The sequence below is a fragment of the Pelomonas caseinilytica genome, assembly GCF_021353235.1.
Classification (GTDB): Bacteria; Pseudomonadota; Gammaproteobacteria; order Burkholderiales; family Burkholderiaceae_C; genus Pelomonas; species Pelomonas caseinilytica.
Genome location: NZ_JAJTWT010000006.1, coordinates 62,463 through 88,533 on the forward strand (window position 1 = coordinate 62,463; position 26,071 = coordinate 88,533).

Consider the following 26,071-nt stretch of genomic DNA (forward strand, 5'->3'; position numbering starts at 1 on the left):
CTTCGGGCGTTAGGCCACAGCCGCAACAATCTTGGTGGCCGCTTCGGCCATGGTGTCGGCGGCGATGATCGGCAGGCCGCTCTCGGCCAGCATCTTCTTGCCCAGTTCTTCGTTGGTGCCCTTCATGCGCACGACGAGCGGCACTTGCAGGTTCACGGCCTTGCAGGCGGTGATGACGCCCTCGGCGATGGTGTCGCACTTCATGATGCCGCCGAAGATGTTCACGAGGATGCCCTTCACGCTCTTGTTCTTGAGCATGATCTTGAAGGCCTCGGTGACCTTCTCGGCCGTGGCGCCGCCGCCCACGTCCAGGAAGTTGGCCGGCTCGCCGCCGAACAGCTTGATGGTGTCCATGGTGGCCATGGCCAGGCCCGCGCCGTTCACGAGGCAGCCGATGTTGCCGTCCAGCGAGATGTAGGCGAGGTCGAACTTGCTGGCCTCGATCTCGGCCGGGTCTTCTTCGTCGAGGTCGCGGTAGGCAACGATCTCGGGATGACGGAACAGGGCGTTGGCGTCGAAGTTGAACTTCGCGTCCAGGGCCATCAGGTTGCCCTTGCTGTCACGGTTGAGCGGGTTGATCTCGACCAGGGACGCGTCCGTGTCCATGTAGCACTTGTAGAGCTTGGCGAACAGGTCGACGGCCTGCTCCACGGTGTGGCCTTCCATGCCAATGGCCGTGGCCACCTTCTTCGACTGCTCGGGCGTGATGCCGGTCAGCGGGTCGATCATCTCGGTGATGATCTTCTCGGGCGTGCTGTGGGCGACCTCTTCGATGTCCATGCCGCCTTCGCTGGAGGCGATCAGGGCCACCTTCTGCGTGGCGCGGTCGGTCACGAGCGAGACGTAGAACTCCTTGCCGATGTCGGCGCCGTCCTCGATGTAGAGGCGGCGGACCTTCTGGCCCTCGGGGCCGGTCTGGTGCGTCACCAGCTGCATGCCGAGGATGCCTTCGGCCTTGGCCTTCACGTCCTCGATGCTCTTGGCCACCTTGACGCCGCCACCTTTGCCGCGGCCGCCGGCGTGGATCTGGGCCTTGACGACCCAGACCGGGCCACCCAGCTTCTGCGCGGCTTCGACGGCTTCCTGCACGGTGAATGCGGGGATGCCGCGCGGCACGGGCACGCCGAACTGGCGCAGGATTTCTTTGCCCTGGTATTCGTGGATTTTCATGGCTGGGTCTTTCGGGTCGGGGAAGTCAGGAAGCGGTCGCGGCCGGCTCTGAGGCGCTCAGGTGCCAACGCGGATAGAACTTGGCGACCACCGCGCCGTCGCGGCGCAGGGCGTGGCAGCGGTCGAGCTGGAAGGGCGGGTTGCCGGCGGCGTCACCCTCCCGTGTGTCGATCACCGAGCCGGCGAAGGCCTGGATCACGGCGGTCGGCAGCACCTGGCAGAGCTCGGTCAGGTGGGTGCAGCCGCGGGTGCCGGCCAAGCGCTCCTGCACGGCCTGCCGGAAGCCCTTCATCAGGCTGAGGCCGACGAGGCGGGCATAGGCATCGGCGTGGTCGTCACAGGCACCGGGATAGGGCATCCACCGCGTCTCGGAGGTCGCCGCGGTGATAGTCAGCTGGGTGTCCACCGTCAGGAGCAGCCGCATCTCATGGATGGGATCGCCGGCCCTGCGTGCCTCGCCGGCCAGGGACACGTCATGCGTCTTGGTGTCCGTCAGGCTGGCTTCGACGTCGAACAGGCCGTCATCGCGCGCGAAAACCTGCACATCGAGGGCGCGGCGGTGCAGCAAGCGGCGCTGTGCGGTGGATGGAGCGACGGGCATGGGCGGGAACTGGAGACGCAACCCGGCTCCAACCGAGCCGGGACGGGGCGGTCGAAAGCGCCTGGACACGAGCCGATTCCCGGAGGCGGAAACCGGTTGCCCAGCGGTTCGCCGCCGTTTTGAGCAGGCGGCAATGTAGCACGCGGGGCTTGAGCGGGCCTTACGCGGGGGCGGTCGACGGGCCCTGCGGGGGCCTCAGCGGAGCAGCCGCCGCACCACGTCGGCCGCAAAGCCCCGGGCCAGCAGGAAGCGTGTCTGGCGGGCCCGCTCGACGGGTTCAGCGGCCGGCTCGGGCCCGAAACGCCGCAGCCAGACCTCGCGGGCGCGCTCCAGTTCGGTGGCGCGGAGCTGCGCCTGCTGCTCGGCGTCCAGGCGCAGGCCGTGCTGGGCCAGCTCCTGCTGGATGCGCTGGGCGCCGAACCGGCCCGACCGGAGGTGGAGCCGAGATTCGACGAAGCGGGTTTCGTCGAGGTAACCCTCGGCGGCAAGGGTGTCGAGCAAGGCATCGACGGCGGACTCGGCAGCTTCCGCGCACGCCGTGTCGTCGTCGGGCGGTTCGTCCCCCGGCGCACTCTCGGCCGCTGCGGCGTCGGCCAGCCTCGCGCGGCGCTTCTGTTCCTGCTCGATGCGCAGCAGCTTGCGCCGCAGCTCGGCACGGCTGTGCTCGCGCTGGGCGAGAAGCCCGATGGCTCGGGCCTTCAGGGACAGTGGGGCACGGGTCACCGGGATCGCCGCAGCCGGATTACTCCTGGCCGCCTTCGGCCTCGCCCAGCGGGGCGACGCCGACCGCTTCGCGGATCTTGTTTTGACGAAACCGCATGGGTCACTCCTTGCCAGTCGTGCCTTCGGCTTCGCCCAGCGGGGCGACGCCGACTGCTTCGCGGATCTTGTTTTCGATCTCGCGGGCGATGTCGGGGTTTTCGCGGAGGTACTCGCGGGCGTTGTCCTTGCCCTGGCCGATCTTCTCGCCTTGGTAGGCATACCAGGCGCCGGACTTGTCGACGATCTTGTGGACGACGCCCATGTCGACGATCTCGCCCTCGCGGCTGATGCCTTCGCCGTAGAGGATGTCGAACTCGGCCGTCTTGAAGGGGGGGCTGACCTTGTTCTTGACGACCTTGACCTTGGTCTCGGAGCCGATGACCTCCTCGCCCTTCTTGATGGAGCCGATGCGGCGGATGTCCAGGCGCACCGAGGCGTAGAACTTCAGCGCGTTGCCGCCCGTGGTCGTTTCGGGCGAGCCGAACATGACGCCGATCTTCATGCGGATCTGGTTGATGAAGATGACCGTGCAGTTGGTCTTCTTGATGGTGGCCGTCAGCTTGCGCAGGGCCTGGCTCATCAGGCGGGCCTGCAGGCCGGGAAGCTGGTCGCCCATCTCACCTTCGATTTCGGCCTTGGGCGTCAGCGCGGCGACCGAGTCGACGACGATCAGGTCCACCGAGCCCGAACGCACCAGGGCGTCGACGATCTCGAGGGCCTGTTCGCCGGTGTCGGGCTGGCTGATCAGGAGGTCCTGCAGGTTGACGCCGAGCTTCTGGGCGTACTGGATGTCGAGGGCGTGCTCGGCATCGATGAAGGCGCAGGTGCCCTGGATCTTCTGCATCTCGGCGATGACTTGCAGCGTCAGCGTCGTCTTGCCGGATGACTCGGGGCCGTAGATCTCGATGACCCGGCCGCGGGGGAGGCCGCCGACGCCCAGGGCGATGTCCAGGCCCAGCGAGCCGGTGGAGACGACCTGGATGTCCTCGATGACCTCGCCTTCGCCCAGGCGCATGATGGAACCCTTGCCGAACTGCTTCTCGATCTGGGCGAGGGCGGCCTGCAGGGCCTTGGCTTTTTCCGTGTTCAGGGCTTTGACGGGGGCGTCCATGCGAATCTCCAGGTGAATGCGTCAATTATGGGGCAATCTGTATGTTTGTACAGTGGTTATTCCCCAGTTTCCGGGCGTGGCGCCAGGGTTGAACGGCATCCTAGGCGCTTGGTGGCTCATGGCGTGAGCCAGCTTGCGCCCGCGCAAGCCGCCCGTAGGGTGGTCGCACATAACATCGGCGCAGGAGACAAACGACATGCGCATCCTCATCGCGGAAGACGACCAAGTGCTGGCCGATGGCCTTTTGCGCGCCCTGCGCGCCTCTGGCTATGCGGTGGACCGGGTCAGCACCGGCACCGAGGCCGACACGGCGCTGGCGACGCATGAGTTCGACCTCGTCATCCTCGACCTCGGCCTGCCACGCCTGCACGGCCTGGAGGTGCTGCGCAAGCTGCGGGCCCGCGGTTCGACCATGCCGGTCCTCATCCTGACGGCCGCGGACAGCGTCGAGCAGCGCGTCAAGGGCCTGGACCTGGGCGCCGACGACTACATGGCCAAGCCCTTCTCGCTGCAGGAGCTGGAGGCGCGGGTGCGGGCCCTCACCCGGCGCGGGCTGGGCACGGCCAGCAGCGTCATCAAGCACGGGCCGCTGAGCTTCGACGCCACCGGCCGCGTGGCCTACATCAACGAGCAGATGCTGGAGCTGTCGGCGCGCGAGCTGTCGCTGCTGGAGGTGCTGCTGCAGCGCGCCGGGCGCCTGGTCAGCAAGGACCAGCTCGTCGAGCGCCTGTGCGAATGGGGCGAAGAGGTCTCGAACAACGCCATCGAGGTCTACATCCACCGGCTGCGCAAGAAGATCGAGCAAGGCCCCATCCGCATCGCGACGGTGCGCGGTCTCGGCTACTGCCTCGAGAAGATCCCCTCGTGATCGATGCCGAATAAAGGCGGCGCCAGCCCCCAGCAGGGCTCGCTGTTCGGCGAGATCCTGGACTGGATGCTCGCGCCGCTGCTGCTGATCTGGCCGATCAGCGTGGCCCTGACCTGGCTGGTGGCGCAGGGCATCGCCAGCCGCCCCTACGACCGCGAACTCGGCGAGGTGGCGCGCAGCCTGGGGCAGCAGGTGGCGGCGACGGAAGCCTCTGGCGCCGGAGCGTCCAAGGGACGGGACCGTTATGCCCTCGTGCCGGAGGCGGCGGCGCTGCTGCGGGCGGACGCTTCGGACACGGTCTTCTACCAGGTGCTCGGGCTGCGGGGCGAGCTGCTCAGCGGCGACGCCACGCTGCCGGTGCCCACCGACGACGGGCCCATCGTGCCGTGGGAGCTGCACTTCCGCGACGACGAGGCCGGGGCCGACGCCGTGCGCGTGGCCTACCTCTGGGTGGCACCCGAAGGCCAGGCCGGCACGTCGCGGACCATGCTCGTGCAGGTGGCGGAGACCCTGGGCAAGCGGGCGCGCCTCACCAACGAGATCATCAAGGGCGTCATCCTGCCGCAGTTTGTCATCCTGCCGCTGGCGGTGCTGCTGGTGTGGCTGGCGCTGGCGCGCGGCATCTCGCCGCTCAACGAGCTGCAGCGCCGCATCCGTTCGCGGGAAAGCTCCGACCTTTCGCCCATCGACGAGCGGCGCGTGCCCGATGAGGTGGCGCCCCTGGTGCGGGCCATCAACGACCTGCTCGCCCGGCTGGATTCGTCCATGAGCCGGCAGAAGCATTTCCTCGCCGACGCGGCCCACCAGCTGAAGACGCCGCTGGCCGGCCTGCGCACGCAGGCGGAGCTGGTGGAGCGCGAGATCGATGCCGGCCGCTCCACGCCCGACGAGCTCAAGCGCTCGCTGGCGCAGATCGCGCGGGCCAGCGAGCGGGCGGCCCACATGGTCAACCAGCTGCTGTCCATGGCGCGCGCCGAGGACGCCGAGCAGGCCATGCGGCGCGAACCGGTCAACCTGGCGGAGATCGCCATCGACACGGTGCGCGACTTCGTCCCCCGCGCGCTGGAGAGGCGCATCGACCTCGGCTATGACGGCGTCGCGCCGGACGAGGCGCGCCTGCGCGTGCAAGGGCAGCCGGTGCTGATCGGCGAGCTGGTCCGCAACCTCGTGGACAACGCGCTGCTCTACACGCCGGCCGGCGGCGTCGTGACGGTGCGCGTCGTGGAGGACCCCTTCGGCCAGGTGGTGGTGCTGCAGGTCGAGGACACCGGCCCGGGCATCCCGCCGCCGGAGCGGGAGAAGGTCTTCCAGCCTTTCTACCGGTCCCTGGGCAGCGGCGTCGAGGGCTCGGGCCTCGGCCTGGCCATCGTGCAGGAGATCGTGCAGCAGCACGAGGCGGAGCTGACGCTGGACGACACGCGCGTGCGGCGTGCGGCGGGTGGCGAGTCGCCCGACGGCCAGGGGCCCGGCGCGCGCTTCACGATCCGCTTCCCCGCCGCCGCGGCGCTCAGGTCTTGACCAGCTTCCTGACCCGCGCGATCGACAGCAGCAGCCCGAGCGACAGGCCCAGGGTCACCATGGCCGTGCCGCCGTAGCTGACGAAGGGCAGGGGCACGCCCACGACGGGCAGGATACCGCTGACCATGCCCATGTTGACGAAGACGTAGGTGAAGAAGGACAGCGTCACCGCACCGGCCATCAGCCGCGTGAAGAGCGTCGGCGCGTCGGAGGCGATCATCAGCCCGCGCAGGATCAGGGCCGTGAAGCCAACCAGCAGGGCCAGCGCGCCCGTCAGCCCGAACTCCTCGCCGAAGGCGGCGAAGATGAAGTCCGTCGTGCGCTCCGGGATGAACTCCAGGTGGGTCTGCGTGCCCTGCATGAAGCCCTTGCCCGTCATGCCGCCCGAGCCGATGGCGATCTCGCCCTGGATGATGTGGAAGCCCTTGCCCAGCGGGTCCTTGCTGGGGTCGAGCAGGGTGCAGATGCGGTGCTTCTGGTACTCCTTGAGCACCGGCCATTTCAGGTCGGGATCGCAGATCTTGTCTTCGCTCAGCACCAGGGCCGTCGCGGCTGCGGCGCCGAGCACCAGGGCCGGCACGATCAGACGCCACGGCAGGCCGGCGAAGAAGATCACATACAGGCCCGCGGCCAGCACGAGGATGCCGGTGCCCAGGTCGGGCTGCTTGGCGATCAGCAGGAAGGGCACCCCCAGCAGGCCGAAGGCGGCGATGAAGTCGGGCCAGCGCAGCAGGCCCTCGCGCTTCTGGAACCACCAGGCCAACATCAGCGGGGTGGCCAGCTTGAGCAGCTCGGACGGCTGGATCTGCGTGACGCCGATGCTCAACCAGCGCGTGGCGCCCTTCTTGGTGACGCCGAAAAGGGCGGTGGCCACCAGCAGCAGCACGCCCACCGTGTAGAGCGGGATGGCGATGGCCATCAGCTTCTGCGGCGGTACGCGGGCGACGATGAACATCAGGCCGAGGCCCAGGGCCATGTTGCGGGCGTGGTCGACGAAGCGGGTGCCGTGGTCGTAACCGGCGGAGTACATGCACACGAGGCCCCAGCCGCACAGCCAGAACACGGCCAGCAGCAGCGGGATGTCGAAGCCGCTGAGCCAGGGCTTGAGCCGGCTCAGCAGCGGCGGGCGTTCGATGACGGTCATTGGGTGGCTCCCGAGGCGGGTGCGGAGGCGGCAGAGGCTGCCGCGTCAGGGGCGGACGCCGCCTGGCCGGGCAGGGGCACGTCGGCCGCGCGGCGCGGCGTGCCGATGGGGGCGAAGGTCTGGCCCAGCTGCGTCTTGGCGATGTCCTCCTCGCTCGGGTACTGGCCCAGCAGCAGGTAGTCGAACACGCGGCGCGCGATGGGGGCCGCCGACGACGAGCCCCAGCCGGCGTTCTCGACGATGAGGGCCAGGGCCACGGTCGGGTGGTCCACCGGCGCGAAGGCGACATAGAGGGAGTGGTCGCGCTTCCTCTCGTCGGCCTTGATGGCGCTGTACTTCTCGCCCGCCTTCAGGCCGACGGCCTGGGCCGTGCCGGTCTTGCCGGCGCTCTGGTAGGGCGCGCCCATGAAGACCTGGCGCGAGGTGCCTTCCAGTGTCACGCCGTTCATGGCGTTATGGATGACGGCGACGTCGGCCGGCCTGAGCTTGAGCGGCTCCAGCGCGTCGCTGGCGATGCGGCGCTGCTCGTGGTGGACGACGTCCTCGATCTCGCGCACCAGCCGTGGCTTGAAGCGCTGGCCGCCCGAGGCGATGGTGGCGTAGGCGGTGGCCATCTGCAGCATCGTGAAGTTGTTGTAGCCCTGCCCGATGCCCAGGGAGATGGTCTCGCCAGGGAACCACTTCTGCTTGAACCTGCGGTACTTCCAGTCGGTGGACGGCAACACCCCCGTCACCTCGCCCTGCACGTCGATGTCCGTCCTGCGGCCCAGGCCGAAGGGCTCGAGCTGGTCGTGGATGAGGTCCACCCCCATCTCGTTGGCCAGGCTGTAGAAGTAGACGTTGGAGGAGGTGACGATGGCCAGCCGCATGTCCTTCGGGCCGGCGCGGTCGGTCTCGGGGCTGCCGAAGGTACGCCCGCCGAAGCTGTAGGTCAGGTTGTCCTGGATGACCAAGCTGGGCGAGCGCTTGCCGCTGTTGAGTGCGGCCATGGCCATCAGCGGCTTGAAGGTGGAGCCAGGCGGGTAGGTGCCCCGCAGCGCGCGGTTCAGCAGCGGCTTGTCGATGTCCTCGTTGAGGTCGCGCCAGGAGTCGGCGTCGATGCCGTCGACGAAGAGATTGGGGTCGAAGGTCGGCTTGGAGACGAAGGCCAGCACTTCGCCGTTGCGCGGGTCGATGGCGACCAGTGCGCCGCGCCGGTCGCCGAACAGGCGCTCCACCAGGGCCTGCAGCTTGATGTCGACGGAGAGGTTGAGCGTGTTGCCCGGCGTGGGCGGGCGGTGCGCCAGGCGCCGCACCGCACGGCCGCCGGCGCTGGTTTCGACCTGCTCGAAGCCCGTCGTGCCGTGCAACTCTTTCTCATAGGCCTGCTCCAGGCCCAGCTTGCCGATGTACTCGGTGCCGCGATAGTTGGCGAGGTCCTCCTCGTCCCACTCGTCCATCTGCTTCTTCTCGGCCTGGTTGATGCGCCCGATGTAGCCGATGAGGTGGGAACCCACCTCGCCGAGCGGGTAGGAGCGGAACAGCCGCGCCTTGATCTCGACGCCGGGGAAGCGGAAGCGCTGGGCCGTGAAGCGGGCGACCTCCTCGTCGCTCAGCTTGGTGCGTATGGGCAGGGAGTCGGTGTGCTTGGCCTCCTCCAGCAGGCGCTTGAAGCGGCGCTTGTCACGGGCCTGGATCTCGATGACCTGGCCGAGGGCCTCGATGGTGGCGTCGAGGTCGCCGACCTTCTCGGGGTTGATTTCGAGCGTATAGGCCGAGTAGTTGCTCGCCAGCACGACGCCGTTGCGGTCCTTGATGAGGCCGCGGTTGGGCACGATGGGCACGACGGCGATGCGGTTGGACTCGGCCCGCTCGGCGAAGCTGTCGTACTGCACCACCTGCAGCCACACCAGGCGCGCCACCAGCAGCCCGAAGCAGAACAGCACGAAGGCGCCCGCCGCCAGCACCCGCAGGCGGAAGCGCGACAGCTCCTGGTGGAGGTTCTTGAGGACGACCACGTCAGTTGCCCAACGCAGCGTGGAGCCGCCAGCGGCGGCGGACCAAGCATCTCGGGCCGAGCGCCGGGCCGCCCCAAGCCGGCCCGCCAGAGGTTGTTCGCGGCACCATGCCGCGAACAGCCTCGTCCCCTCGGGGGACCGGCCAGACTCGCCCGCGTTCAGCGCGGCGAGGTTGGACGAGGGGCCTATGCATCACAACGGGCGATGGGCGTCGCGGTCCGGTGCGCGCCGCTGCGGCGCCAGCAGCAGCACGCTGGCCACCGGCCACAGCAGCGCCTCGAAGACCGGCGCCAGCAGCACGCTCCAGCCCGGCCACATGCCGCCGACGATCATCCGCACGACCAGCGCCAGCACATGGGCGGCGAAGAACAGCGGCAGCACCTGGATGGACTGCGCACCCAGCGAGAACCACGGCAGGCGGCGGTGCAGCGAGATGGCGCCGAAGCTCAGGCCGCTGTAGGCCAGGGCATGCTGGCCGAGCAGGGCGCCGTCGTGCACGTCGATGAGCAGGCCGAAGACGAAGGCCCACAGCACGCCGACGCGGCGCGGCTGGTGCACGCCCCAGAACACCAGCACCACGGCCAGCACGTCGGGCATGGCGGCCAGGCGCCCCATGGGCACCATGTCGATCATCAGCGCGACGACCAGCGTGAAGACGATGAACCAGGGGTTGGCGGGAAGGAGCAGCTTTTCGGCTGCGCGCGGCATGATCATGGCGCGCTCCCCTCGGGCCGCGCGCCGGGCCGCCCCAAGCAAGGCCCGGCCCCCGCGGGGGGGCGCCGCAGAGCGGCGGGGGGCTGACATGCCCGCATGATCATGGCGCGGCTCCCGAGGCCTTGGCGGCGGCCTTCTCGGCGCGCTCGGCCTTCTTGGCGGCGCGCACGGCGGCCTTGGTCTCGGCGGCCGAAGCGGCTTCTGCGGCGGCGGCGACCTCGGCCTCCCTCTTGGCCGCGACGTGGCGGTCCAGCGGCTGCAGCACCAGCACGTGGCGGGCGCTGTCGGGCTGGGCGATGGGGGCCAGCAGCACCTGGGCGAAGCTGGAGTCGCCGCGGCGCTCCACGACGGCCACCTTGGCCACAGGCAGCCCCGGCGGGTAGACGCCGTCCAGCCCCGAGGTCGTCATCAGGTCGCCCACCTTCACGTCGGCATTGGCGGCCAGGAAGCGCAGCTCCATGCCGCTGCCGTCGGCGCGCCCGATGGCGACATTGCGCATCTGGGTGCGGGCGTTCAGCAGCGGGATGGCCGCATCCTTGTCGGTCAGCAGCGTCACCTCGCTGGACAGCGGGTAGACCCGCGTCACCTGGCCCAGGACGCCGGCCTCGTTGATGACGGGCGAGCCGGCCGACACGCCCTGGGTGGCGCCGCGGTCGATGACCACGCGGCGGGAGAAGGGGTCGGGTGCCTCGAAGAGCACCTCGGCCGCGATGGACGCCACGCTCAGCGCCGGCTGCAGCACCAGCAGCTTGCGCAGGCGGTCGTTCTCGGCCTGCAGGGCCTCGGCGCGCGACAGGCGCTCGGCCTGCTGGGCCAACTGACGCCGGGCCAGGTCTTCGGCCGCCATGGCGCGCTTGGTGCCGCGCAGGTAGTCGCCGGCCGTCTCCCAGGCATCCACGGGGGCGAGCAGCAGGCGCTGGACCGGCTGCAGCACGAGGGCCAGGGCGGCGCGGGCGGGCTGCATGACGTGGAAACGGGCGTCGGCCACCATCAGCAGCAGGGCCAGCGCCGAACACAGCGCGAGCTTGGTCAGCGCCGACGGACCCTGGCGGAAGAACGGCGGTGGGGTGCGGTCGAGGGTGCCGAAGGGCATGGCGCCGCGGAATCAGGCGGTGAAGTGCGGGGGGCGCACGAAAGGCAACCACAGAGGCACGGAGCCACAGAGGAAATCCGAAGCTTTCTTCTCCGTGGCTCTGTGCCTCTGTGGTTGCATTTTTCTCAGGACGGGATCGAGCCTGCCTTCATTCCGACGTGAAGATGCTGCCCAGGCGCTCCATGCGCTCCAGGGCCATGCCGCAGCCGCGCACGACGCAGGTCAGCGGGTCCTCGGCCACCAGTACGGGCAGACCGGTCTCCTCGCCCAGCAGGCGGTCCAGGTCGCGCAGCAGGGCGCCACCGCCGGTCAGCATCATGCCGCGCTCGGCGATGTCGGCGCCCAGCTCGGGCGGCGTCTGCTCGAGCGCGTTCTTGACGGCGGAGACGATCTGGTTGAGCGGGTCGGTCAGGGCTTCGAGGATCTCGTTGGACGAGATGGTGAAGCTGCGCGGCACGCCTTCGGAGAGGTTGCGGCCCTTGACCTCCATCTCCTTGACCTCGCTGCCAGGGAAGGCGCTGCCGATGTTCTTCTTGATGGCCTCGGCGGTGGGCTCGCCGATGAGCATGCCGTAGTTGCGGCGGATGTAGTTGATGATGGCTTCGTCGAACTTGTCGCCGCCGACGCGCACGCTGCCCTTGTAGACCATGCCGCCCAGCGAGATGACGCCGACTTCCGTCGTGCCGCCGCCGATGTCCACCACCATGGAGCCCGAGGCTTCGGCCACGGGCAGGCCGGCGCCGATGGCGGCGGCCATGGGTTCCTCGATCAGGTAGACCTCGCTGGCGCCCGCGCCGAGCGCCGACTCGCGGATGGCGCGGCGCTCGACCTGGGTGGAGCCGCAGGGCACGCAGATGATGATCCTCGGCGACGGCTTGAAGGTCTTGCTGTCGTGGACCATCTTGATGAACTGCTTGAGCATCTGCTCGGTCACCGTGAAGTCGGCGATGACGCCGTCCTTCATGGGCCGGATGGCCTCGATGTTGCCGGGCACCTTGCCCAGCATGGCCTTGGCCTCGCGGCCGACGGCCTGGATGGTCTTCTTGCCGTTGGGACCGCCCTCGTGGCGGATGGACACCACCGACGGCTCGTCCAGGACGATGCCCTTGCCGCGCACGTAGATCAGGGTGTTGGCGGTACCGAGGTCGATGGCCAGGTCGGTGGAGAAATAGCGGCGCAGGGAGGCGAACATGATGGGCGCGGGGAGGAGCCACGCCCGGGGCGGGGCTCGGAATCGGGGGGGCTGAATAAGCAGCGAGGCCGCCCTCTCGACAACGGATTCCGTCGCGGGATGGGCAGCCCCGAAGGCCTTGGAGATGGGCGGCGATAATAACCGATCACCCCCTTCCGAGGCCCGCCAGTTGGGACTGGTAACACGATGGCAAAGGGCCGCGAAGGCCATCCGCAAAGTGCCAATCAAGGCGCGACGCGCCGCCCGCACCCATGTGCGGGCAAGCGGTGCAACGCAGAGTGGCGCTTTGCGGATGGCCTTCCCGGAGGGTTGTGGCCAGAACGGCCGGATACTGCGTTGCGAATCCTCGCCGGGTATGCACCCGGCTGCGGTTCGCGCCTTGTTCCCGGCCGTTCTGGCCACAACGCGACCCTTTGCCATCGTGTTACCAGTCCCCGGTTTCTGGCCTCGGGCTTACATCTGAAAACCCTTCATGAGCCTCACCCCTGACGACGTGAGCCGCATCGCCCATCTGGCGCGGCTGGAGCTGCAGCCGGCCGAGTCCGACGCCTTGCTCGGGCAGCTCAACGGCTTCTTCAAGATCGTGGACCAGATGAGCGCCGTCGACACGGCCGGCATCGAGCCGCTGTACACGCCGCTGTCGGCCGTGCAGCAGGTGCAGCTGCGCCTGCGCGACGACGTGGTTACCGAGAGCAACCAGCGCGAGCTCAACCAGAAAAGCGCCCCGGCCGTCGAGGACGGCCTCTTCCTCGTTCCCAAGGTCATCGAATGAAGCCCGTTCACGACATGGGCGTCGCCGAGCTGGCCGCCGCCCTGAAAAGCCGCGCCCTCTCCAGCCGCGAGGCCACCCAGGCGCTGCTGGCGCGCATCGCCGAGCGCGACCCGGCGCTCGGCGCCTTCCTGCACGTGGACGCCGAGGGCGCGCTGGCCCGCGCCGCCGCCGCCGACGCCGCCCTGGCGGCGGGCAGCGCCGGGCCGCTGGCCGGCGTGCCCATCGCCCACAAGGACATCTACGTCACGGCCGACATGCCCACCACGGCCGGCTCCCGCATCCTGCAGGGCTACCGCAGCCCCTTCGACGCCACCGTCGTCGCCCGGCTGAATGCGGCCGGCACCGTTGCGCTCGGCAAGCTCAACTGCGACGAGTTCGCCATGGGCTCGGCCAACGAGAACAGCGCCTACTTCGCCGCCCACAACCCCTGGGACGCCAGCCGAGTGCCGGGCGGCTCCTCGGGCGGCTCGGCCGTTGCCGTGGCGGCCCGCCTCGTGCCCGGCACGACCGGCACCGACACCGGCGGCTCCATCCGCCAGCCGGCCAGCTTCTGCGGCATCACCGGCATCAAGCCCACCTATGGCGTGTGCAGCCGCTACGGCATGATCGCCTTCGCCTCCAGCCTGGACCAGGCCGGCCCCATGGCCCGCTCGGCCGAGGACTGCGCCCTGCTGCTGTCGGCCATGAGCGGCTTCGACGAACGCGACGCCACCAGCGTCAACCAGCCGCCGCAGGACTTCCATGCCCAGATGCTGTCGGCCAGGGAAGGCGCCTCGGCGGCCAAGCCGCTGGCCGGCCTGCGCATCGGTCTGCCCAGGGAGTTCTTCCCGGCGGGCCTGAGTGCCGACGTGAACACCGCCGTGCGCGCCGGCCTGGCCGAGCTGGAGAAGCTCGGCGCCACGCTGGTGGACGTGAGCCTGCCGCGCACCGAGCTGGCCATTCCGGTGTACTACATCATTGCCCCGGCCGAGGCGAGCTCCAACCTCAGCCGCTTCGACGGCGTCAAGTTCGGCCACCGCGCCGCGCACTACGACGACCTGCTCGACATGTACAAGAAGACGCGCGCCGAGGGCTTCGGCCCCGAGGTCAAGCGCCGCATCATGATCGGCACCTACGTGCTCAGCCACGGCTATTACGACGCCTACTACCTCCAGGCCCAGAAGCTGCGCCGCATGATCGCGGACGACTTCCAGCAGTGCTTCGCGCAGTGCGACCTGATCGCCGGCCCGGTGGCGCCCACGGTCGCCTGGAAGGCCGGCACCGGCGCCGACGACCCGACCCAGGCCTACCTCGCCGACATCTTCACCCTGCCCGGGTCGCTCGCCGGCCTGCCCGGCATGAGCGTGCCCGTCGGCACGGGCGAGGGCGGCATGCCGGTGGGCCTGCAGCTCATCGGCAACTACTTCAAGGAAGGCCAGCTGCTGCACGCGGCCCACGCCCTGCAGCAGGCCACCGACTGGCACCGCGCCGCGCCTTCGGGACTCTGAACATGCCTACAACGCCCAAACTCATCCGCGGCTACGAGGTCGTCATCGGCCTCGAGAACCACGTCCAGCTCTCCACGCAGAGCAAGATCTTCAGCGGCAGCTCGACCGCCTTCGGCGCGGCGCCCAACACCCAGGCCTCGCCCGTGGACCTGGCCCTGCCCGGCACCCTGCCGGTGCTCAACCGTGCCGCGGTGGAGCGCGCCATCCGCTTCGGCCTGGCCGTGGGCGCGAAGGTGGCGCCGCTGTCCATCTTCGCCCGCAAGAACTATTTCTACCCCGACCTGCCCAAGGGCTACCAGATCAGCCAGTTCGAGATCCCGGTGGTGCAGGGTGGTTCGGTCGAGTTCTTCGTCGGCGACGTGAAGCACAAGGTCAACCTGACCCGAGCCCACCTCGAGGAAGACGCGGGCAAGAGCCTGCACGAGGACTACCACGGCCAGTCCGGCATTGACCTCAACCGCGCCGGCACGCCGCTGCTGGAGATCGTCTCCGAGCCCGACATGCGCTCCGCCCAGGAGGCGGCCGAGTACGCCAAGACCCTGCACGCGCTGGTGATGTGGCTGGGCATCTGCGACGGCAACATGCAGGAAGGCAGCTTCCGTTGCGACGTCAACGTGTCGGTGCGCAAGCCCGGCGAGCCCTTCGGCACGCGGCGCGAGATCAAGAACCTCAACAGCTTCCGCTTCCTCGTCGACGCGGTGAACTACGAGGTCAACTGGCAGATCGACGAGATCGAAGATGGCCGCAAGATCCAGCAGGCCACGGTGCTCTACAACCCCGACACCGGCGAGACCCGCGCCATGCGCAGCAAGGAGGACTCGGCCGACTACCGCTATTTCCCCGACCCCGACCTGCCGCCGCTGGTGATCGCGCCGGAGTGGGTGGAGCGGGTGAAGGGCGAGATGCCCGAGCTGCCGGCCGTGATGGCCGCGCGCTTCGTGGAGCAGGACGGCCTGCCGGCCTACGACGCGACCATGATGACGCAGAGCCTGGCCACGGCCCGCTACTACGAGGCCGCCAAGGCGGCCGGCGCGCCGCCCAAGCTGGTGGCGAACTGGGTGATGGGCGAGATCAGCAAACGGCTCAACGCCGCGGACATCGAGATCGACGCGGCACCGGTCGGGCCGGCGCTGCTGGCACGGCTCATCGGCCGCATCGCCGATGGCACCATCTCCAACAACGCCGCCAAGCAGGTGTTCGAGTCACTGTGGAGCGGTGAATCCACCGACGTGGACGCCGTCATCGACGCCAAGGGCCTCAAGCAGGTCAGCGACACCGGCGCCATCGAGGCCATCCTCGACGAGGTGCTGGCGGCCAACCCGAAGTCCGTCGACGAATACCGCGCCGGCAAGGACAAGGCCTTCAACGCCCTCGTCGGCCAGGCCATGAAGGCGACCAAGGGCAAGGCCAATCCGGCCCTGGTCAACGAGCTGCTGAAGAAGAAGCTCGGCTGAGGCCGCCCCGGGCAGGCCGGGTCGCCGGCCGCTACTTCGAGGCGGTGGACGGCTTGGGCGTGGGCGGCGGTGCCGACCGGGGCAGCTCGTTCAAGGGCGGCAGCGTGCCTGGCGCGGCGCCGGCCCAGAGCTTGCGCAGCCGCGCCAGCTCGGCGTCGAAGCGCGTGTTGATGCGCACGATCTCGGCCTTCTGGTTCTCGATGAGCACCTGCTGCGCCTCGATGCTGGCGTCGTTGGCGTCCAGGGCCTGCTTGAGCTTGGGCGGCAGCGGCTTGCCCTTGTAGAACTCGGCCTCGTCCAGCAGCGGCTTGCGCTCCTGGTTCAGGTCCTTGATGCGGCGCTCGGAGATCCGGGTGGCCTTGTTGGCATCGTCCAGCGCCACGTTGCGGGCGCGCTGGTGGGCGGCCTCGTTGGGGTAGCGCTGGATCAGCGTGCGGTCGCGGCGGATGGCGTCGAGCTGGGCGACGCGCTCGGCGGCGGCGCGGCGGTCGGCGGCCTCCTTGGCGGCACGCTCCTCCGGGCTCAGGAAGGGCGGCAGCGTGGCGCGCTGCGAGCCATCGGGGTTGAGCACGCGCTGCTCGCGCGAGGTGCATTCCGGGATGGGCCGGTCGCTCGTCAGCTTGCGCCCGTCGGCCGTTGTGCAGGTGTAGATGCCCCTGCCCGGCACGCCGTCCTGGGCCTGGGCGGCGGTGGCAATCAGCAGTGCGGCGACGAAGGGCAGCAGGCGCATCGGTGGCTCAGACCCCGTAGCGTTCGCGATAGGCCAGCACCGCCGGGCGATGGGCGGCCAGCTCGGGCGCGCCCTCCAGGTAGGCCAGCAGGTCGGCCAGGCCGGCCACGGCCACCACCGGCAGGCCGTAGCGCTGCTGCACCTGCTGGACGGCGGACAGCGGGCTGTCGACACCGTTCTCGGCGGCCTTTTCCTGGCGGTCCAGCGCGATGGCGACGCCGCAGGGCCTGGCCCCGGCGGCTTCGATCATCTGGATGGACTCGCGCACCGAGGTGCCGGCGGATATGACGTCGTCGATGATGAGCACGCGGCCCTTGACCGGCGCGCCGACCAGGGTGCCGCCCTCGCCGTGGTCCTTGGCTTCCTTGCGGTTGTAGGCGAAGGGCAGGTTGTGGCCGCGGCGCGCCAGCTCCATCGCCACCGCGGCGGCCAGGGTGATGCCCTTGTAGGCGGGGCCGAAGATCATGTCGAAGGCCAGGCCCGAGGCGATCAGCCGCTCGGCGTAGAAGCCGGCCAGGCGGCCGAGCTTGGCGCCGTCGTCGAACAGGCCGGCGTTGAAGAAGTAGGGGCTCAGCCGCCCCGCTTTGGTCTTGAACTCGCCGAAACGCAGCACGCCCGCCTCGACGGCGAAGGCGACGAAGGACTGGGCGAGGGAGTCGGTGGGTGCGGCGGACATGTCCGCGCGATTCTAGGGGGCAGGAAAACCGGCCCGACCCCTAGAAGGAGCCGGGCCGGGCGGTGGTTTCACCGAGTCGCTGCCGCGACCGGTTTGTCGTCAGGCGTCAGAAGCTGGCCTTGAACTGCACGCCGTAGCTGCGCGGCTCGTTGACGATGCCGGTCAGGTTGTCGAAGTCGATGGCGGCGACGACCTGGCGGTGGTTGGTGATGTTGCGCGAGTAGGCCGCCACCTCGTACTTGCCGCCCGCCCAGCCGTAGCCGACACGCAGGCCGCCTTCCAGCGCCGCCTTGGCCTTGTACTCGACGGCCTCGTACAGGAACATGTTGTACTTGTCCTTGTAGGCCCAGTCGGTCAGCACGGTGAGTTCGCCATTGCCGATCTCGGTGCTGTACTTCAGCGTCCAGTTCCACACCCACTTCGGCGCGCGCGGCAGCGGGTTGCCGTTGATGCTGACGGTGCCGTTCGGGCCGGCCGGGTCGGTCACGGTGCAGCCCGTGTTGGCCTGCAGGAACTGGAAGTTCGCATTGCCGCAGGGTGAGACGAAGAGGTTGGGGTCCTTGATCTTGGTGTCGTTGTACGACACGCCCAGCGTCGTGCGCCAGTCGCGCGCGACGATGGCCTGGGCGTCGAGCTCGAAGCCCTGGCCCTCGGCCTTGGCCGCGTTGACGAGGCGGTTCTGGTTGATCGAGCCCGAACCGGCCGTCAGCTGCATGCCCTTGACGCGGTACTTGAACAACGAGCCGCTGATGCGGGCGGTGTTGTCCAGCAGGTCGGCCTTGAAGCCGACCTCGGCCGACAGCACCTTCTCGGAATTGGCGATCGAGATCGGCGACGTGCCGGCCGGCACGGCCGAGGCGTCGAAGAACAGGATGCGGCCTTGGATGCTGGGCGCGCGGTAGCCCGTGGCGATGCGCGTGTAGACGCTGGTGGCCTTGTCGAGGTTGTAGTTGGCGCCCAGGTCCCAGCTCCAGTTGGTGGACTTGGGATTGGCCGTCACCAGGGCGATGTTCGGCAGGCTCGGATGCTGGGTGCGCTGGGCGTCGAAGTCCTTCTTGTCATCGGTGTAGCGCAGGCCGGCGGTCAGCTTGAGATCGGGCGTGACGGCGTACTTCACGTTGCCGAAGGCCGCCCAGGACTTGGCTTCCTGGTGCTGCACGGCATAGCCGTTCTGCGGGTCGCCGACGGTGAAGCTGTCGAAGTTGAAGCTGTCCACCTGCAGCTTCTCGTTGAAGTAGTAGAGGCCGCCGATCCACTGCAGCGGCGCCGTGGTATTGGACTGAAGGCGGAACTCCTGCGTCATCTGGCGCAGGTAGGGAATGCCGTCGGCGGTCTGGGCATCGAAGGGAATCAGCGCCGGCTGGCCGGGGTAGCTCGGGCCGTCCGGGATGCTGCAGAAGCGGCAGCCGAAGCCGCCGTCCACGTCGCCGCGGCTGTAGAACTTGGCGCGGTCGTAGGCGGTGATGGAGTAGAGCGACACGCCATCGAAATCCCAGCGCAGGCGGGCACTGACTTCGCTGGACTTGAGCGTCTGCGAGTTGTAGCCGTCGGTCGGGTAGTAGCTGTCGTCGTAGCCGTCGACGAGGTCGTTGGTGCCGCGCTTCATGATGTTGGCGCGGAAGGTGGTGGCCGTGCCCTTGTAGTCGCGGGCCTGGACCTTGAAAAGACCCGTGAAGCCGCCGTTCTTGTACTGGGCCTGCAGGCGCAGGGCCTTGTCGTTGTAGCCCTCGAGGTCGGAGGTGGCGTTGGGCAGGGGGTTGTGCACGCGGTCGTCCTGGCGCTGCACGATGCCGGCCACGCGCAGGCCCCAGTCGGCATTCAGCGGCACGTTGACGGCGGCCTCCAGATTGGCGGAGTTCCAGCGGCCATAGCTGAAGTTGGCATAGCCCTCCAGCCGCTTGCCGGGCTTGGCCGAGTCGAACTTCATGACGCCGGCCGGCGAGTTGCGGCCGAAGAGCGTGCCCTGCGGGCCGCGCAGCAGCTCCACCTGCTCCATGTCGAACACCGGGAAGCCCTTGAGCGCGATGCTTTCCTGCACCACGTCGTCGTAGACCAGGCCGACCGGCTGCGAGGCGTTCATGTCGAAGTCGGTGTTGCCCAGCCCGCGCACGTAGAAGCGCGGGAAGGTGCGGCCGTAGTCGGATTCGATGTTCAGGCTGGGCACCTTGCCGGACAGCGCGCGGATGTCCTGGCCGCTGGCGTTGTAGGTGTCCAGCTCCTCCGACTTGATGGCCGAGATCGACAGCGGCACTTCCTTGAGGTTCTCGGCCCGGCGGCTGCCGGTGACGATGACCGCTTCGAGCTGGTTGACGTCTTTCTTGGCCTCGGGGGCCGCGGCCGTCTGCGCGAAGGCCGTCGACATCGGGAAGGCCGCGCCCAGCGCCAGTGCGAGCAGGGTCGGAGACATGCGGAGTTTCGGCATGGGAAATCCTCGGGTTGTTCGGGGGGACGATCGGGGGGATACAGCGAAAGACCGGGCACTTCCCCAGTGCCTCTTGATTGCTACGGAATAGTAAGGATCACGTGACGGTTTCGTGATGAAAGCGCCCGTGGTGTTGTGCGTTCGCCGCACTGCGATACTGACGCGACGCAGCCCTCCTCATAGAAAGATGCGCTTCATCACCGCCAACCTCAACGGCGTCCGCTCCGCCGCCAGTAAGGGTTTCTTCGACTGGCTCGACCGTCAGGAAGCTGATGCCGTCGGCGTGCAGGAACTCAAGGCCCAGGCCGACGTCGTCGAGAGCCAGTTCCGCAGCTGCAACCACCTCAACGGCCACTTCCACTACGCCCAGAAGAAGGGCTATTCGGGCGTAGGCCTGTACACCAAGGAGGAGCCCAGCGACCTCGTCGTCGGCCTGGGCATCGACGAGTTCGACAGCGAGGGCCGCTGGGTCGAGAAGCGCTTCGACAAGCCCGGCCGCAAGCTCAGCCTGATCAGCGTCTATTTCCCCAGCGGCACCAGCGGCGAGGAGCGCCAGCAGGTCAAGTACCGCTTCCTGGCCGCCCTCTATCCGCACCTGATGGCGCTCAAGGCCGAGCGCGAGTTCATCCTCGTGGCCGACGTCAACATCGCCCACAAGGAAATCGACCTCAAGAATTGGCGCAGCAACCAGAAGAACAGCGGCTTCCTGCCCGAGGAGCGGGCCTGGCTGACGCGGCTGTTCGACGAGGGCGGCGTGGTGGACGTCTTCCGCACGCTCAACGACAAGCCCGAGCAATACACCTGGTGGAGCGCACGCGGCGCCGCGCGGGCCAACAACGTCGGGTGGCGGCTGGACTACCACCTCGCCACGCCGGGCCTCGCCGCCCACGCGCGGCGCGAGGCCATCTACACGGGCCAGCTTTTCAGCGACCACGCGCCGCTGACCATTGACTACGACTTTTCGATCTGAGGCGGTCATGCGCGCCCCATGTCGGCGCGGGTCGTCTCAGAACCTTGCGACGAGGTAACCACGCGCTACCGCTGTCGGGAGGCTCCTACAGCGGGTCTGGCCCAGGGCCGACCCCGGGCGTGAAGTCACCCTCCTAGAGTGGAACCCAGCCGGTGGAAATGCCCGGCCTCGCCGGTCGGCCTCCCGGGTCGGCCACCGCACTGAAAGGAGTTCCACGATGCCCACGCTCAAGACCGTCACCAGCGCCATGACCGCCGCCGTCCTCGTCACCGGCATCGGCCTGGCCGTTGCCCAGACCGACACCCAGAACCAGCCGACCGACCCGATGGCCGCCGCCACGGCGAAGCCGACCAGCGAGCAGACCCCTGCCGACCCGAACGCACCGGCCACCGACGCCACCATGGCGGCCCAGGCCCAGCAACAGCAGCAGCCCGCTTACGACCCCAGCCGCACGACGCCGCCGGCCGATGGCACGACGGCCCCGCTGCCCCAGGACAGCACCGCCGCGACGCCTTCCACCGCGCCGGCCACCAACTCGATGAACTCCACGAACTCCACGGCCACCACCACGCCGTCGGATTCGTCGATGAACTCGTCGACCACGACGTCCACCGACACCGGTTCGTCCAACAACTCGTCCTACCCGTCCGCGCCCGAGCGCGCCCCCCGCTCCGACCGCAACTGATCGAGCGCGAGCCCGTCTCCGCACCGCTGAATCATGAGGTTCGGAGACCCTCCTGACGGCGACGCCACCCCCGGGTGGCGCGACGTCCTCATCGGCCTGCGCAACGGCGTGCTGATCGCCGCCGTGGCGCTTGCCGTTCTCTATCCCTTTCTCAGCCACCGGCTCTGGCGCTCCCCGGCACATCCGCCGGCGGCCCGCCCGGTGGCCGCACAGCCGGCGCCAGCGGCCGTCGCCGCACAACCCCCCATCGAGCGCCAGCTCGACTTCGGCCACGTCCGCCCGCCCAGCGACGTGAACCGCGTGGCGGCCTGGGCCGTGCGCGAGGCCGACAACGGCGACCGCCCCTTCGCCATCGTCGACAAGCGCCGTGCCCAGGTCTACGTCTTTTCCCCGGGCGGCAAGCTGCTGGGCACCAGCCCGGTGCTGCTTGGCTACGCCGCCGGCGACCTGTCCGTCGCCGGCATCGGCCAGAAGGCCATCGAGGACATCCGGCCCCAGGAACGCACCACGCCGGCCGGCCGTTTCGAGTCCGCGCCGGGACGCAATTCGCTCGGCCACGACGTCGTCTGGGTGGACTACGAGGCAGCCGTGTCCATGCACCGCGTGAGGGCCACCAACCCCAAGGAGCGGCGCCTGGAGCGCCTGGCCACGCCCACGCCGGCCGACAACCGCATCAGCTGGGGCTGCATCAACGTGCCGGTGCCCTTCTTCGACAGGATCGTCTGGCCCAACTTCGGCCATGGCCGCGCCATCGTCTACGTGCTGCCCGAGCAGCACACGCTGACGGCGTTCTTCCCTGCCGCCGCGGGCGGCCAGCCCCAGGTGCTCGCCCAGGCCTCGCTGCCACGGAAAAGTAACACCGCCAAACCGTGAAGTTCTTGTCTGGGTGTTACAGGCCCGGATTCCTAGACTGCCCCCAAGGCAGGCGCGGGGTTGCGCCTGCCAGTCGTGAGTGGGGCATCGGGTGGGCAGCAGTTGGGCGGGCCGGTTCAAGGCCGGGATTTGCGGCGTCGTCGTCGCGTTGGGGATGGTCGCCGCGGGCAGCGCGGCCGCCCAGGGGATTTCCAGGACAGCGCGGCCGGTGGCGGCCGACGCGCGCGACGGCAGGCCGTTCGCCATCGTCGACAAGCGCGCCGCGACGCTGGCCGTCTACGACGCCGAGGGCCGCCTGCTCGGCCGCGCCCCCGCACTGCTGGGCCTGACGCCGGGCGACGGCGAAGTGCCGGGCTCCCGCGGCAAGCTGCCGGCCTCGCTGACCCCGCAGGAGCGCACCACCCCCGCGGGTCGTTTCGAAGCCCAGCCGGGCCATAACCTCCACGGTGAGCGCATCGTCTGGATCGACTACGACGCCAGCCTGGCCATCCACCGCCTGCGACCCGCGCCGGCCCGGGAGCGGCGGCCCGAACGGCTGGCCTCCGCCAACCCGCAGGACCACCGCATCACCCTGGGTTGCATCGTCGTCGACCCCGAATTCTTCGAGCGCGTCGTGCTGGCCACGCTGGGCAGCGACCGCGGCGGCCTGGTCTACATCCTCCCCGAGAGCCAGCCGCTGATCGCCGCGGCCGGCGGCACGCCGCACGCCGCGGCCCCCTGACCCGACGCCGGTCCACCCGGGCAATCCCGGGGCCGGCGCTCCGTGCAAACGTCGTTGCAGGCTGGACAATTCCGGACCTTGCCGCGGGCCACCGCCCGCCTCCTGCCCGCGCACCCCGCGGGGCTCACCTGGAACGACTGACGTGACGACAACCTCCCCCGTGGCCGACCCGGCCGCCTCTGGCCGCGCGGCGACCCCGCGGTCCCAGGCCATCCTCGGCCAGCCCAACCAGCTCTTCGTCCTCTTCTTCACGGAGATGTGGGAGCGCTTCTCCTACTACGGCATGCGCGGCCTGCTCGTGCTCTTCCTGGTCACCGAGGCGGCCAAGGGCGGCTGGGGCTGGACGCGCGCCGAGGCCACGTCGCTCTACGGCTGGTACACGGGCCTGGCCTACCTGCTGCCCATCCTGGGCGGCTACATCGCCGACCGCTACCTGGGCACGCGCCGCTCGGTCCTCATCGGCGGCTTCGTCATCGCCGCCGGCCATATCTCGATGTTCCTGAACACGGTGCCGAGCTTCTACGCCGGCCTTGGGCTCGTCGTGCTGGGCACCGGCCTCTTCAAGCCCAACGTCTCGGCCATCGTCGGCCAGCTCTACGGACCCAAGGAAGACAACGCCCGCGACGGCGGCTACACCCTCTTCTACATGGGCGTGAACGCCGGCGCCTTCTTCGGCATCCTGCTGTGCGGCTACATCGGCGAGAAGGTGTCCTGGCACCTCGGCTTCGGCCTGGCGGGCCTGTTCATGATCCTGGGCGCGCTGCAGTTCTGGTTCAGCCAGGGCATCTTCGGCGACATCGGCAACCCGCCGACCGCCGCCGACCGCGCCAAGGCCAGCGCCAGCGCGGCGGACGAGGCCCCCGCCCACGTCGTAGCCGACCGCCTCAAGGCCATCTTCGTCTTCTCCTTCTTCACCATCTTCTTCTGGTTCGCCTTCGAGCAGGCCGGCGGCTCCATGACCATCTTCGCGGCCGACTACACCGACCGCGCCCTGGTCGGCACCAGCGGCTTCGTCTTCAAGGTCGTCAACTCGCTGATGACGGTGCTGCCGGCCATCATCCTGACCTGGCTGCTGTGGAAGCTCAACCGCAGCACCGGCAGCCGCTACCTGCTGGCCAACGCCATGCTGGCCCTGGCCTTCGCCGTCATCTGGGGCCTGGTGCTGTGGATGCTGGGCCGGGAGTTCGCGCTGGAGCAGTCCGAGGTGCCGGCCAGCTGGTTCGGCGTGCTGAACTCCTTTTTCCTCGTCATCCTGGCGCCGATGTTCTCCAAGATGTGGGAGAAGCACTGGAACCCGGCCGGCCCGGTCAAGTTCGGCGTGGGCCTGGTGCTGCTCGGCCTCGGATTCGCCGCCCTGTCCTACGGCTCCTCCGGCATCCCGCAGGGCGCCAAGACGGCCCAGGTCAGCATGGTCTTCCTGTGCCTGGCCTACCTGCTGCACACCATGGGCGAACTCTGCCTGTCCCCCGTGGGCCTGTCCTACATCTCCAAGCTCGCGCCCACCCGGCTGCTGGGCCTGATGTTCGGCGTCTGGTTCCTCAACACGGCCATCGCCAACAAGCTCGCCGGCTTCACGGGTTCCTACATCGACGACATCTCCAACCACTATTCGATGTCCGTCTTCTTCCTGATCTTCACCGCCATCCCCATCGGTGCCGGCGTCGTGCTGATGCTGCTGACGCCGTGGATGAAGAAGAAGATGCACGGCGTCCACTGAATCGACGCGTTACTGAATTACGCCGCCAGGCCGCCTCCGGGCGGCTTTTTTTGTACTTCGTGGGGGCTGTTGACAAGGGATGTCAGCAACTTCAAGGGCTTTCGGGCGAGTGGTAGTCAGCGCGGGGGTGATCTGATTACAGTCGCCCGCTTGGCAAATCGGAGCCCTCCATGACGAAGAAAAACCTGGCGCTGACCCTGACCCCGCTCGTCGCCGTCCTGCTCGCCGCCTGCGGCCAACAACAGGACGGAGCCGGCGGCCCGGGCGGGCACGGCGGCCCGCCGCCCGTCTCCGTCGCTCCGGCCACCCAGCGCCAGATCCAGGAGTTCGACGAGTTCACCGCGCGCCTGGAGGCGCCCGACACCGTCGACGTGCGCGCCCGCGTGGCCGGCACGGTCGAGGCGGTGCGCTTCCGCGAAGGGCAGCTCGTCAGGAAGGGCGACCCGCTGTTCACCATCGACGCCCGGGGCTTCAAGGCCGAGGTCGCCCGCGCGGAGGCCCAGATCGCCGCGCTCAAGACCCAGGCCGAGCTGGCCCGCGCCGACCTCGCCCGCTCCGAGAAGCTGGTCAGCGTCAATGCCGTCAGCCAGCAGGAGATCGACCAGCTGCGCGCCGCCGTGCGCTCGGCCGAAGCCAACCAGAAAGCGGCCGAGGCGGCCCTCGTGCAGGCCCGCCTGAACGTGGAGTACGCGAACGTGACCGCGCCGGTCAGCGGGCGCACGTCGCGCGCCAACGTCACGCCCGGCAACCTCGTCGGCGTGGGCGACCCGGTGCTGACGACGCTGGTCTCCAGCGACAAGGTCTTCGCCTACTTCGACGCCAGCGAGGCGACCTACCTCAAGTACATGCGCGCGGCCCGCGAGGGCAAGCTGCCGGCGCGTGACGCGGTCGCGGTGCAGATGGGGCTGTCCAACGAGCAGGGCTATCCGCACACGGGCAAGCTCGATTTCGTCGACAACCGCCTCAACCCGGCGACGGCCTCCATCCGCGCCCGCGCGGTGTTCGACAACAAGGGCGGCGAGTTCACGCCGGGGCTGTATGCGCGCATCAAGCTCGGCGGCGGCGCCAGCTACACCGGCGTCGTCGTGCCGGACCGCGCCATCACCACCGACCAGACCCGCAAGATCATCCTCATCGTCGGCCCCAACAACATCGTGCAGCCCCGCCCCGTCACGCCGGGCGCGCTGGTGGACGGCATGCGCGTGGTCGACGGCGTCAAGCCCGGCGAGCTGGTCGTCGTCGACGGCCTGTTGCGCGCCTTCCCCGGCGCCCCCGTCACGCCCCAGGTGCTGAAGGTGGACGACAAGGGCATGCCCCTGCCCGCGCCGCCGCAAGGCCCGCCGGGCGCCGCGCCCGCCGCACCGGCGTCCGCCGCCTCGAAGTAATCCCAAGGC

Annotated in this window: 23 protein-coding genes; 11 read left to right on the plus strand and 12 right to left on the minus strand. The window is 69.1% G+C overall.

Annotation, left to right across the window (positions count from 1 at the left end; translation table 11 throughout):
* Window positions 1-9 precede the first annotated feature (9 nt).
* The 4 genes from sucC to recA form a co-directional block, all read right to left on the minus strand.
* Complete coding sequence (gene sucC / locus LXT12_RS15200) at window positions 10-1,170, minus strand: ADP-forming succinate--CoA ligase subunit beta (RefSeq protein ID WP_233393044.1); 1,161 nt, start codon at window positions 1,168-1,170, stop codon at window positions 10-12.
* A gap of 25 nt (window positions 1,171-1,195) precedes the next feature.
* A complete protein-coding gene (locus LXT12_RS15205; RefSeq protein ID WP_233393045.1) occupies window positions 1,196-1,771 on the minus strand; it encodes a DUF2889 domain-containing protein in 576 nt (191 codons plus the stop codon).
* A 195-nt stretch (window positions 1,772-1,966) separates the two neighbouring features.
* Window positions 1,967-2,500, minus strand: a complete 534-nt coding sequence (locus tag LXT12_RS15210; protein WP_233393440.1) for a regulatory protein RecX — start codon at window positions 2,498-2,500, stop codon at window positions 1,967-1,969.
* A gap of 94 nt (window positions 2,501-2,594) precedes the next feature.
* Entirely contained in the window at window positions 2,595-3,644 is a 1,050-nt protein-coding gene (gene recA, locus LXT12_RS15215; protein WP_233393046.1) for a recombinase RecA, read from the minus strand.
* Window positions 3,645-3,840: 196 nt separating this feature from the next.
* Between recA and LXT12_RS15220 the strand changes: the two genes are divergently transcribed.
* A complete protein-coding gene (locus LXT12_RS15220) occupies window positions 3,841-4,512 on the plus strand; it encodes a response regulator (protein ID WP_233393047.1) in 672 nt (223 codons plus the stop codon).
* A 3-nt stretch (window positions 4,513-4,515) separates the two neighbouring features.
* Window positions 4,516-6,030, plus strand: a complete 1,515-nt coding sequence (locus tag LXT12_RS15225) for a sensor histidine kinase (RefSeq protein ID WP_233393048.1) — start codon at window positions 4,516-4,518, stop codon at window positions 6,028-6,030.
* Here the strand turns inward: LXT12_RS15225 and rodA are convergent.
* The 5 genes from rodA to LXT12_RS15250 all read right to left on the minus strand — a co-directional run bounded on the left by rodA (window position 6,020) and on the right by LXT12_RS15250 (window position 12,170).
* Complete coding sequence (gene rodA, locus LXT12_RS15230; protein WP_233393049.1) at window positions 6,020-7,174, minus strand: rod shape-determining protein RodA; 1,155 nt, start codon at window positions 7,172-7,174, stop codon at window positions 6,020-6,022. The genes LXT12_RS15225 and rodA overlap by 11 nt on opposite strands.
* Entirely contained in the window at window positions 7,171-9,171 is a 2,001-nt protein-coding gene (mrdA, locus tag LXT12_RS15235; protein WP_233393050.1) for a penicillin-binding protein 2, read from the minus strand. The genes rodA and mrdA overlap by 4 nt, the downstream gene beginning before the upstream one ends.
* Before the next feature lie 192 nt (window positions 9,172-9,363).
* Window positions 9,364-9,885 carry a rod shape-determining protein MreD gene (gene mreD / locus LXT12_RS15240; RefSeq protein WP_233393051.1) on the minus strand — a complete coding sequence of 174 codons (522 nt, stop codon included), beginning with the start codon at window positions 9,883-9,885 and terminating at the stop codon, window positions 9,364-9,366.
* Window positions 9,886-9,985: 100 nt separating this feature from the next.
* Window positions 9,986-10,978, minus strand: coding sequence for a rod shape-determining protein MreC (gene mreC, locus LXT12_RS15245; protein ID WP_233393052.1), 993 nt, complete (start codon window positions 10,976-10,978; stop codon window positions 9,986-9,988).
* Between the two features lie 148 nt (window positions 10,979-11,126).
* On the minus strand, window positions 11,127-12,170 hold the full coding sequence (locus LXT12_RS15250) for a rod shape-determining protein (RefSeq protein WP_056191483.1): 1,044 nt from the start codon (window positions 12,168-12,170) through the stop codon (window positions 11,127-11,129).
* A 472-nt stretch (window positions 12,171-12,642) separates the two neighbouring features.
* Between LXT12_RS15250 and gatC the strand changes: the two genes are divergently transcribed.
* Genes gatC through gatB form a run of 3 tightly spaced genes read left to right on the plus strand, consistent with a single transcriptional unit; the run spans window position 12,643 to window position 15,883 of the window.
* A complete protein-coding gene (gatC, locus tag LXT12_RS15255) occupies window positions 12,643-12,942 on the plus strand; it encodes an Asp-tRNA(Asn)/Glu-tRNA(Gln) amidotransferase subunit GatC (RefSeq protein ID WP_233393053.1) in 300 nt (99 codons plus the stop codon).
* Window positions 12,939-14,429, plus strand: coding sequence for an Asp-tRNA(Asn)/Glu-tRNA(Gln) amidotransferase subunit GatA (gatA, locus tag LXT12_RS15260; RefSeq protein ID WP_233393054.1), 1,491 nt, complete (start codon window positions 12,939-12,941; stop codon window positions 14,427-14,429). The genes gatC and gatA overlap by 4 nt, the downstream gene beginning before the upstream one ends.
* A gap of 2 nt (window positions 14,430-14,431) precedes the next feature.
* The gene (gene gatB, locus LXT12_RS15265) at window positions 14,432-15,883 is read left to right on the plus strand and encodes an Asp-tRNA(Asn)/Glu-tRNA(Gln) amidotransferase subunit GatB (protein WP_233393055.1); all 1,452 of its coding nucleotides are present in this window, start codon (window positions 14,432-14,434) and stop codon (window positions 15,881-15,883) included.
* 31 nt (window positions 15,884-15,914) lie between these two features.
* Here gatB and LXT12_RS15270 read toward each other — a convergent pair whose 3' ends face one another.
* From LXT12_RS15270 to LXT12_RS15280, 3 genes are all read right to left on the minus strand, one after another.
* On the minus strand, window positions 15,915-16,613 hold the full coding sequence (locus LXT12_RS15270; RefSeq protein ID WP_233393056.1) for a hypothetical protein: 699 nt from the start codon (window positions 16,611-16,613) through the stop codon (window positions 15,915-15,917).
* Between the two features lie 7 nt (window positions 16,614-16,620).
* Window positions 16,621-17,289, minus strand: coding sequence for an orotate phosphoribosyltransferase (gene pyrE, locus LXT12_RS15275; RefSeq protein WP_233393057.1), 669 nt, complete (start codon window positions 17,287-17,289; stop codon window positions 16,621-16,623).
* A gap of 106 nt (window positions 17,290-17,395) precedes the next feature.
* Window positions 17,396-19,696, minus strand: coding sequence for a TonB-dependent receptor (locus LXT12_RS15280; RefSeq protein WP_233393058.1), 2,301 nt, complete (start codon window positions 19,694-19,696; stop codon window positions 17,396-17,398).
* Window positions 19,697-19,898: 202 nt separating this feature from the next.
* Here LXT12_RS15280 and LXT12_RS15285 point away from each other — a divergent pair, with 202 nt between their 5' ends.
* From LXT12_RS15285 to LXT12_RS15310, 6 genes are all read left to right on the plus strand, one after another.
* A complete protein-coding gene (locus LXT12_RS15285; RefSeq protein WP_233393059.1) occupies window positions 19,899-20,681 on the plus strand; it encodes an exodeoxyribonuclease III in 783 nt (260 codons plus the stop codon).
* A 217-nt stretch (window positions 20,682-20,898) separates the two neighbouring features.
* Window positions 20,899-21,366: a hypothetical protein gene (locus tag LXT12_RS15290; protein WP_233393060.1), complete on the plus strand. Its 468-nt coding sequence runs from the start codon at window positions 20,899-20,901 to the stop codon at window positions 21,364-21,366.
* 33 nt (window positions 21,367-21,399) lie between these two features.
* Window positions 21,400-22,239 carry a hypothetical protein gene (locus tag LXT12_RS15295; protein ID WP_233393061.1) on the plus strand — a complete coding sequence of 280 codons (840 nt, stop codon included), beginning with the start codon at window positions 21,400-21,402 and terminating at the stop codon, window positions 22,237-22,239.
* A gap of 208 nt (window positions 22,240-22,447) precedes the next feature.
* Window positions 22,448-22,960, plus strand: a complete 513-nt coding sequence (locus tag LXT12_RS15300) for a L,D-transpeptidase (RefSeq protein WP_233393062.1) — start codon at window positions 22,448-22,450, stop codon at window positions 22,958-22,960.
* Between the two features lie 142 nt (window positions 22,961-23,102).
* Window positions 23,103-24,677 (plus strand): peptide MFS transporter, encoded by a 1,575-nt coding sequence (locus LXT12_RS15305; RefSeq protein WP_233393063.1) that lies wholly within the window; start codon window positions 23,103-23,105, stop codon window positions 24,675-24,677.
* 170 nt (window positions 24,678-24,847) lie between these two features.
* A complete protein-coding gene (locus LXT12_RS15310) occupies window positions 24,848-26,062 on the plus strand; it encodes an efflux RND transporter periplasmic adaptor subunit (protein WP_233393064.1) in 1,215 nt (404 codons plus the stop codon).
* Window positions 26,063-26,071: the final 9 nt, after the last annotated feature.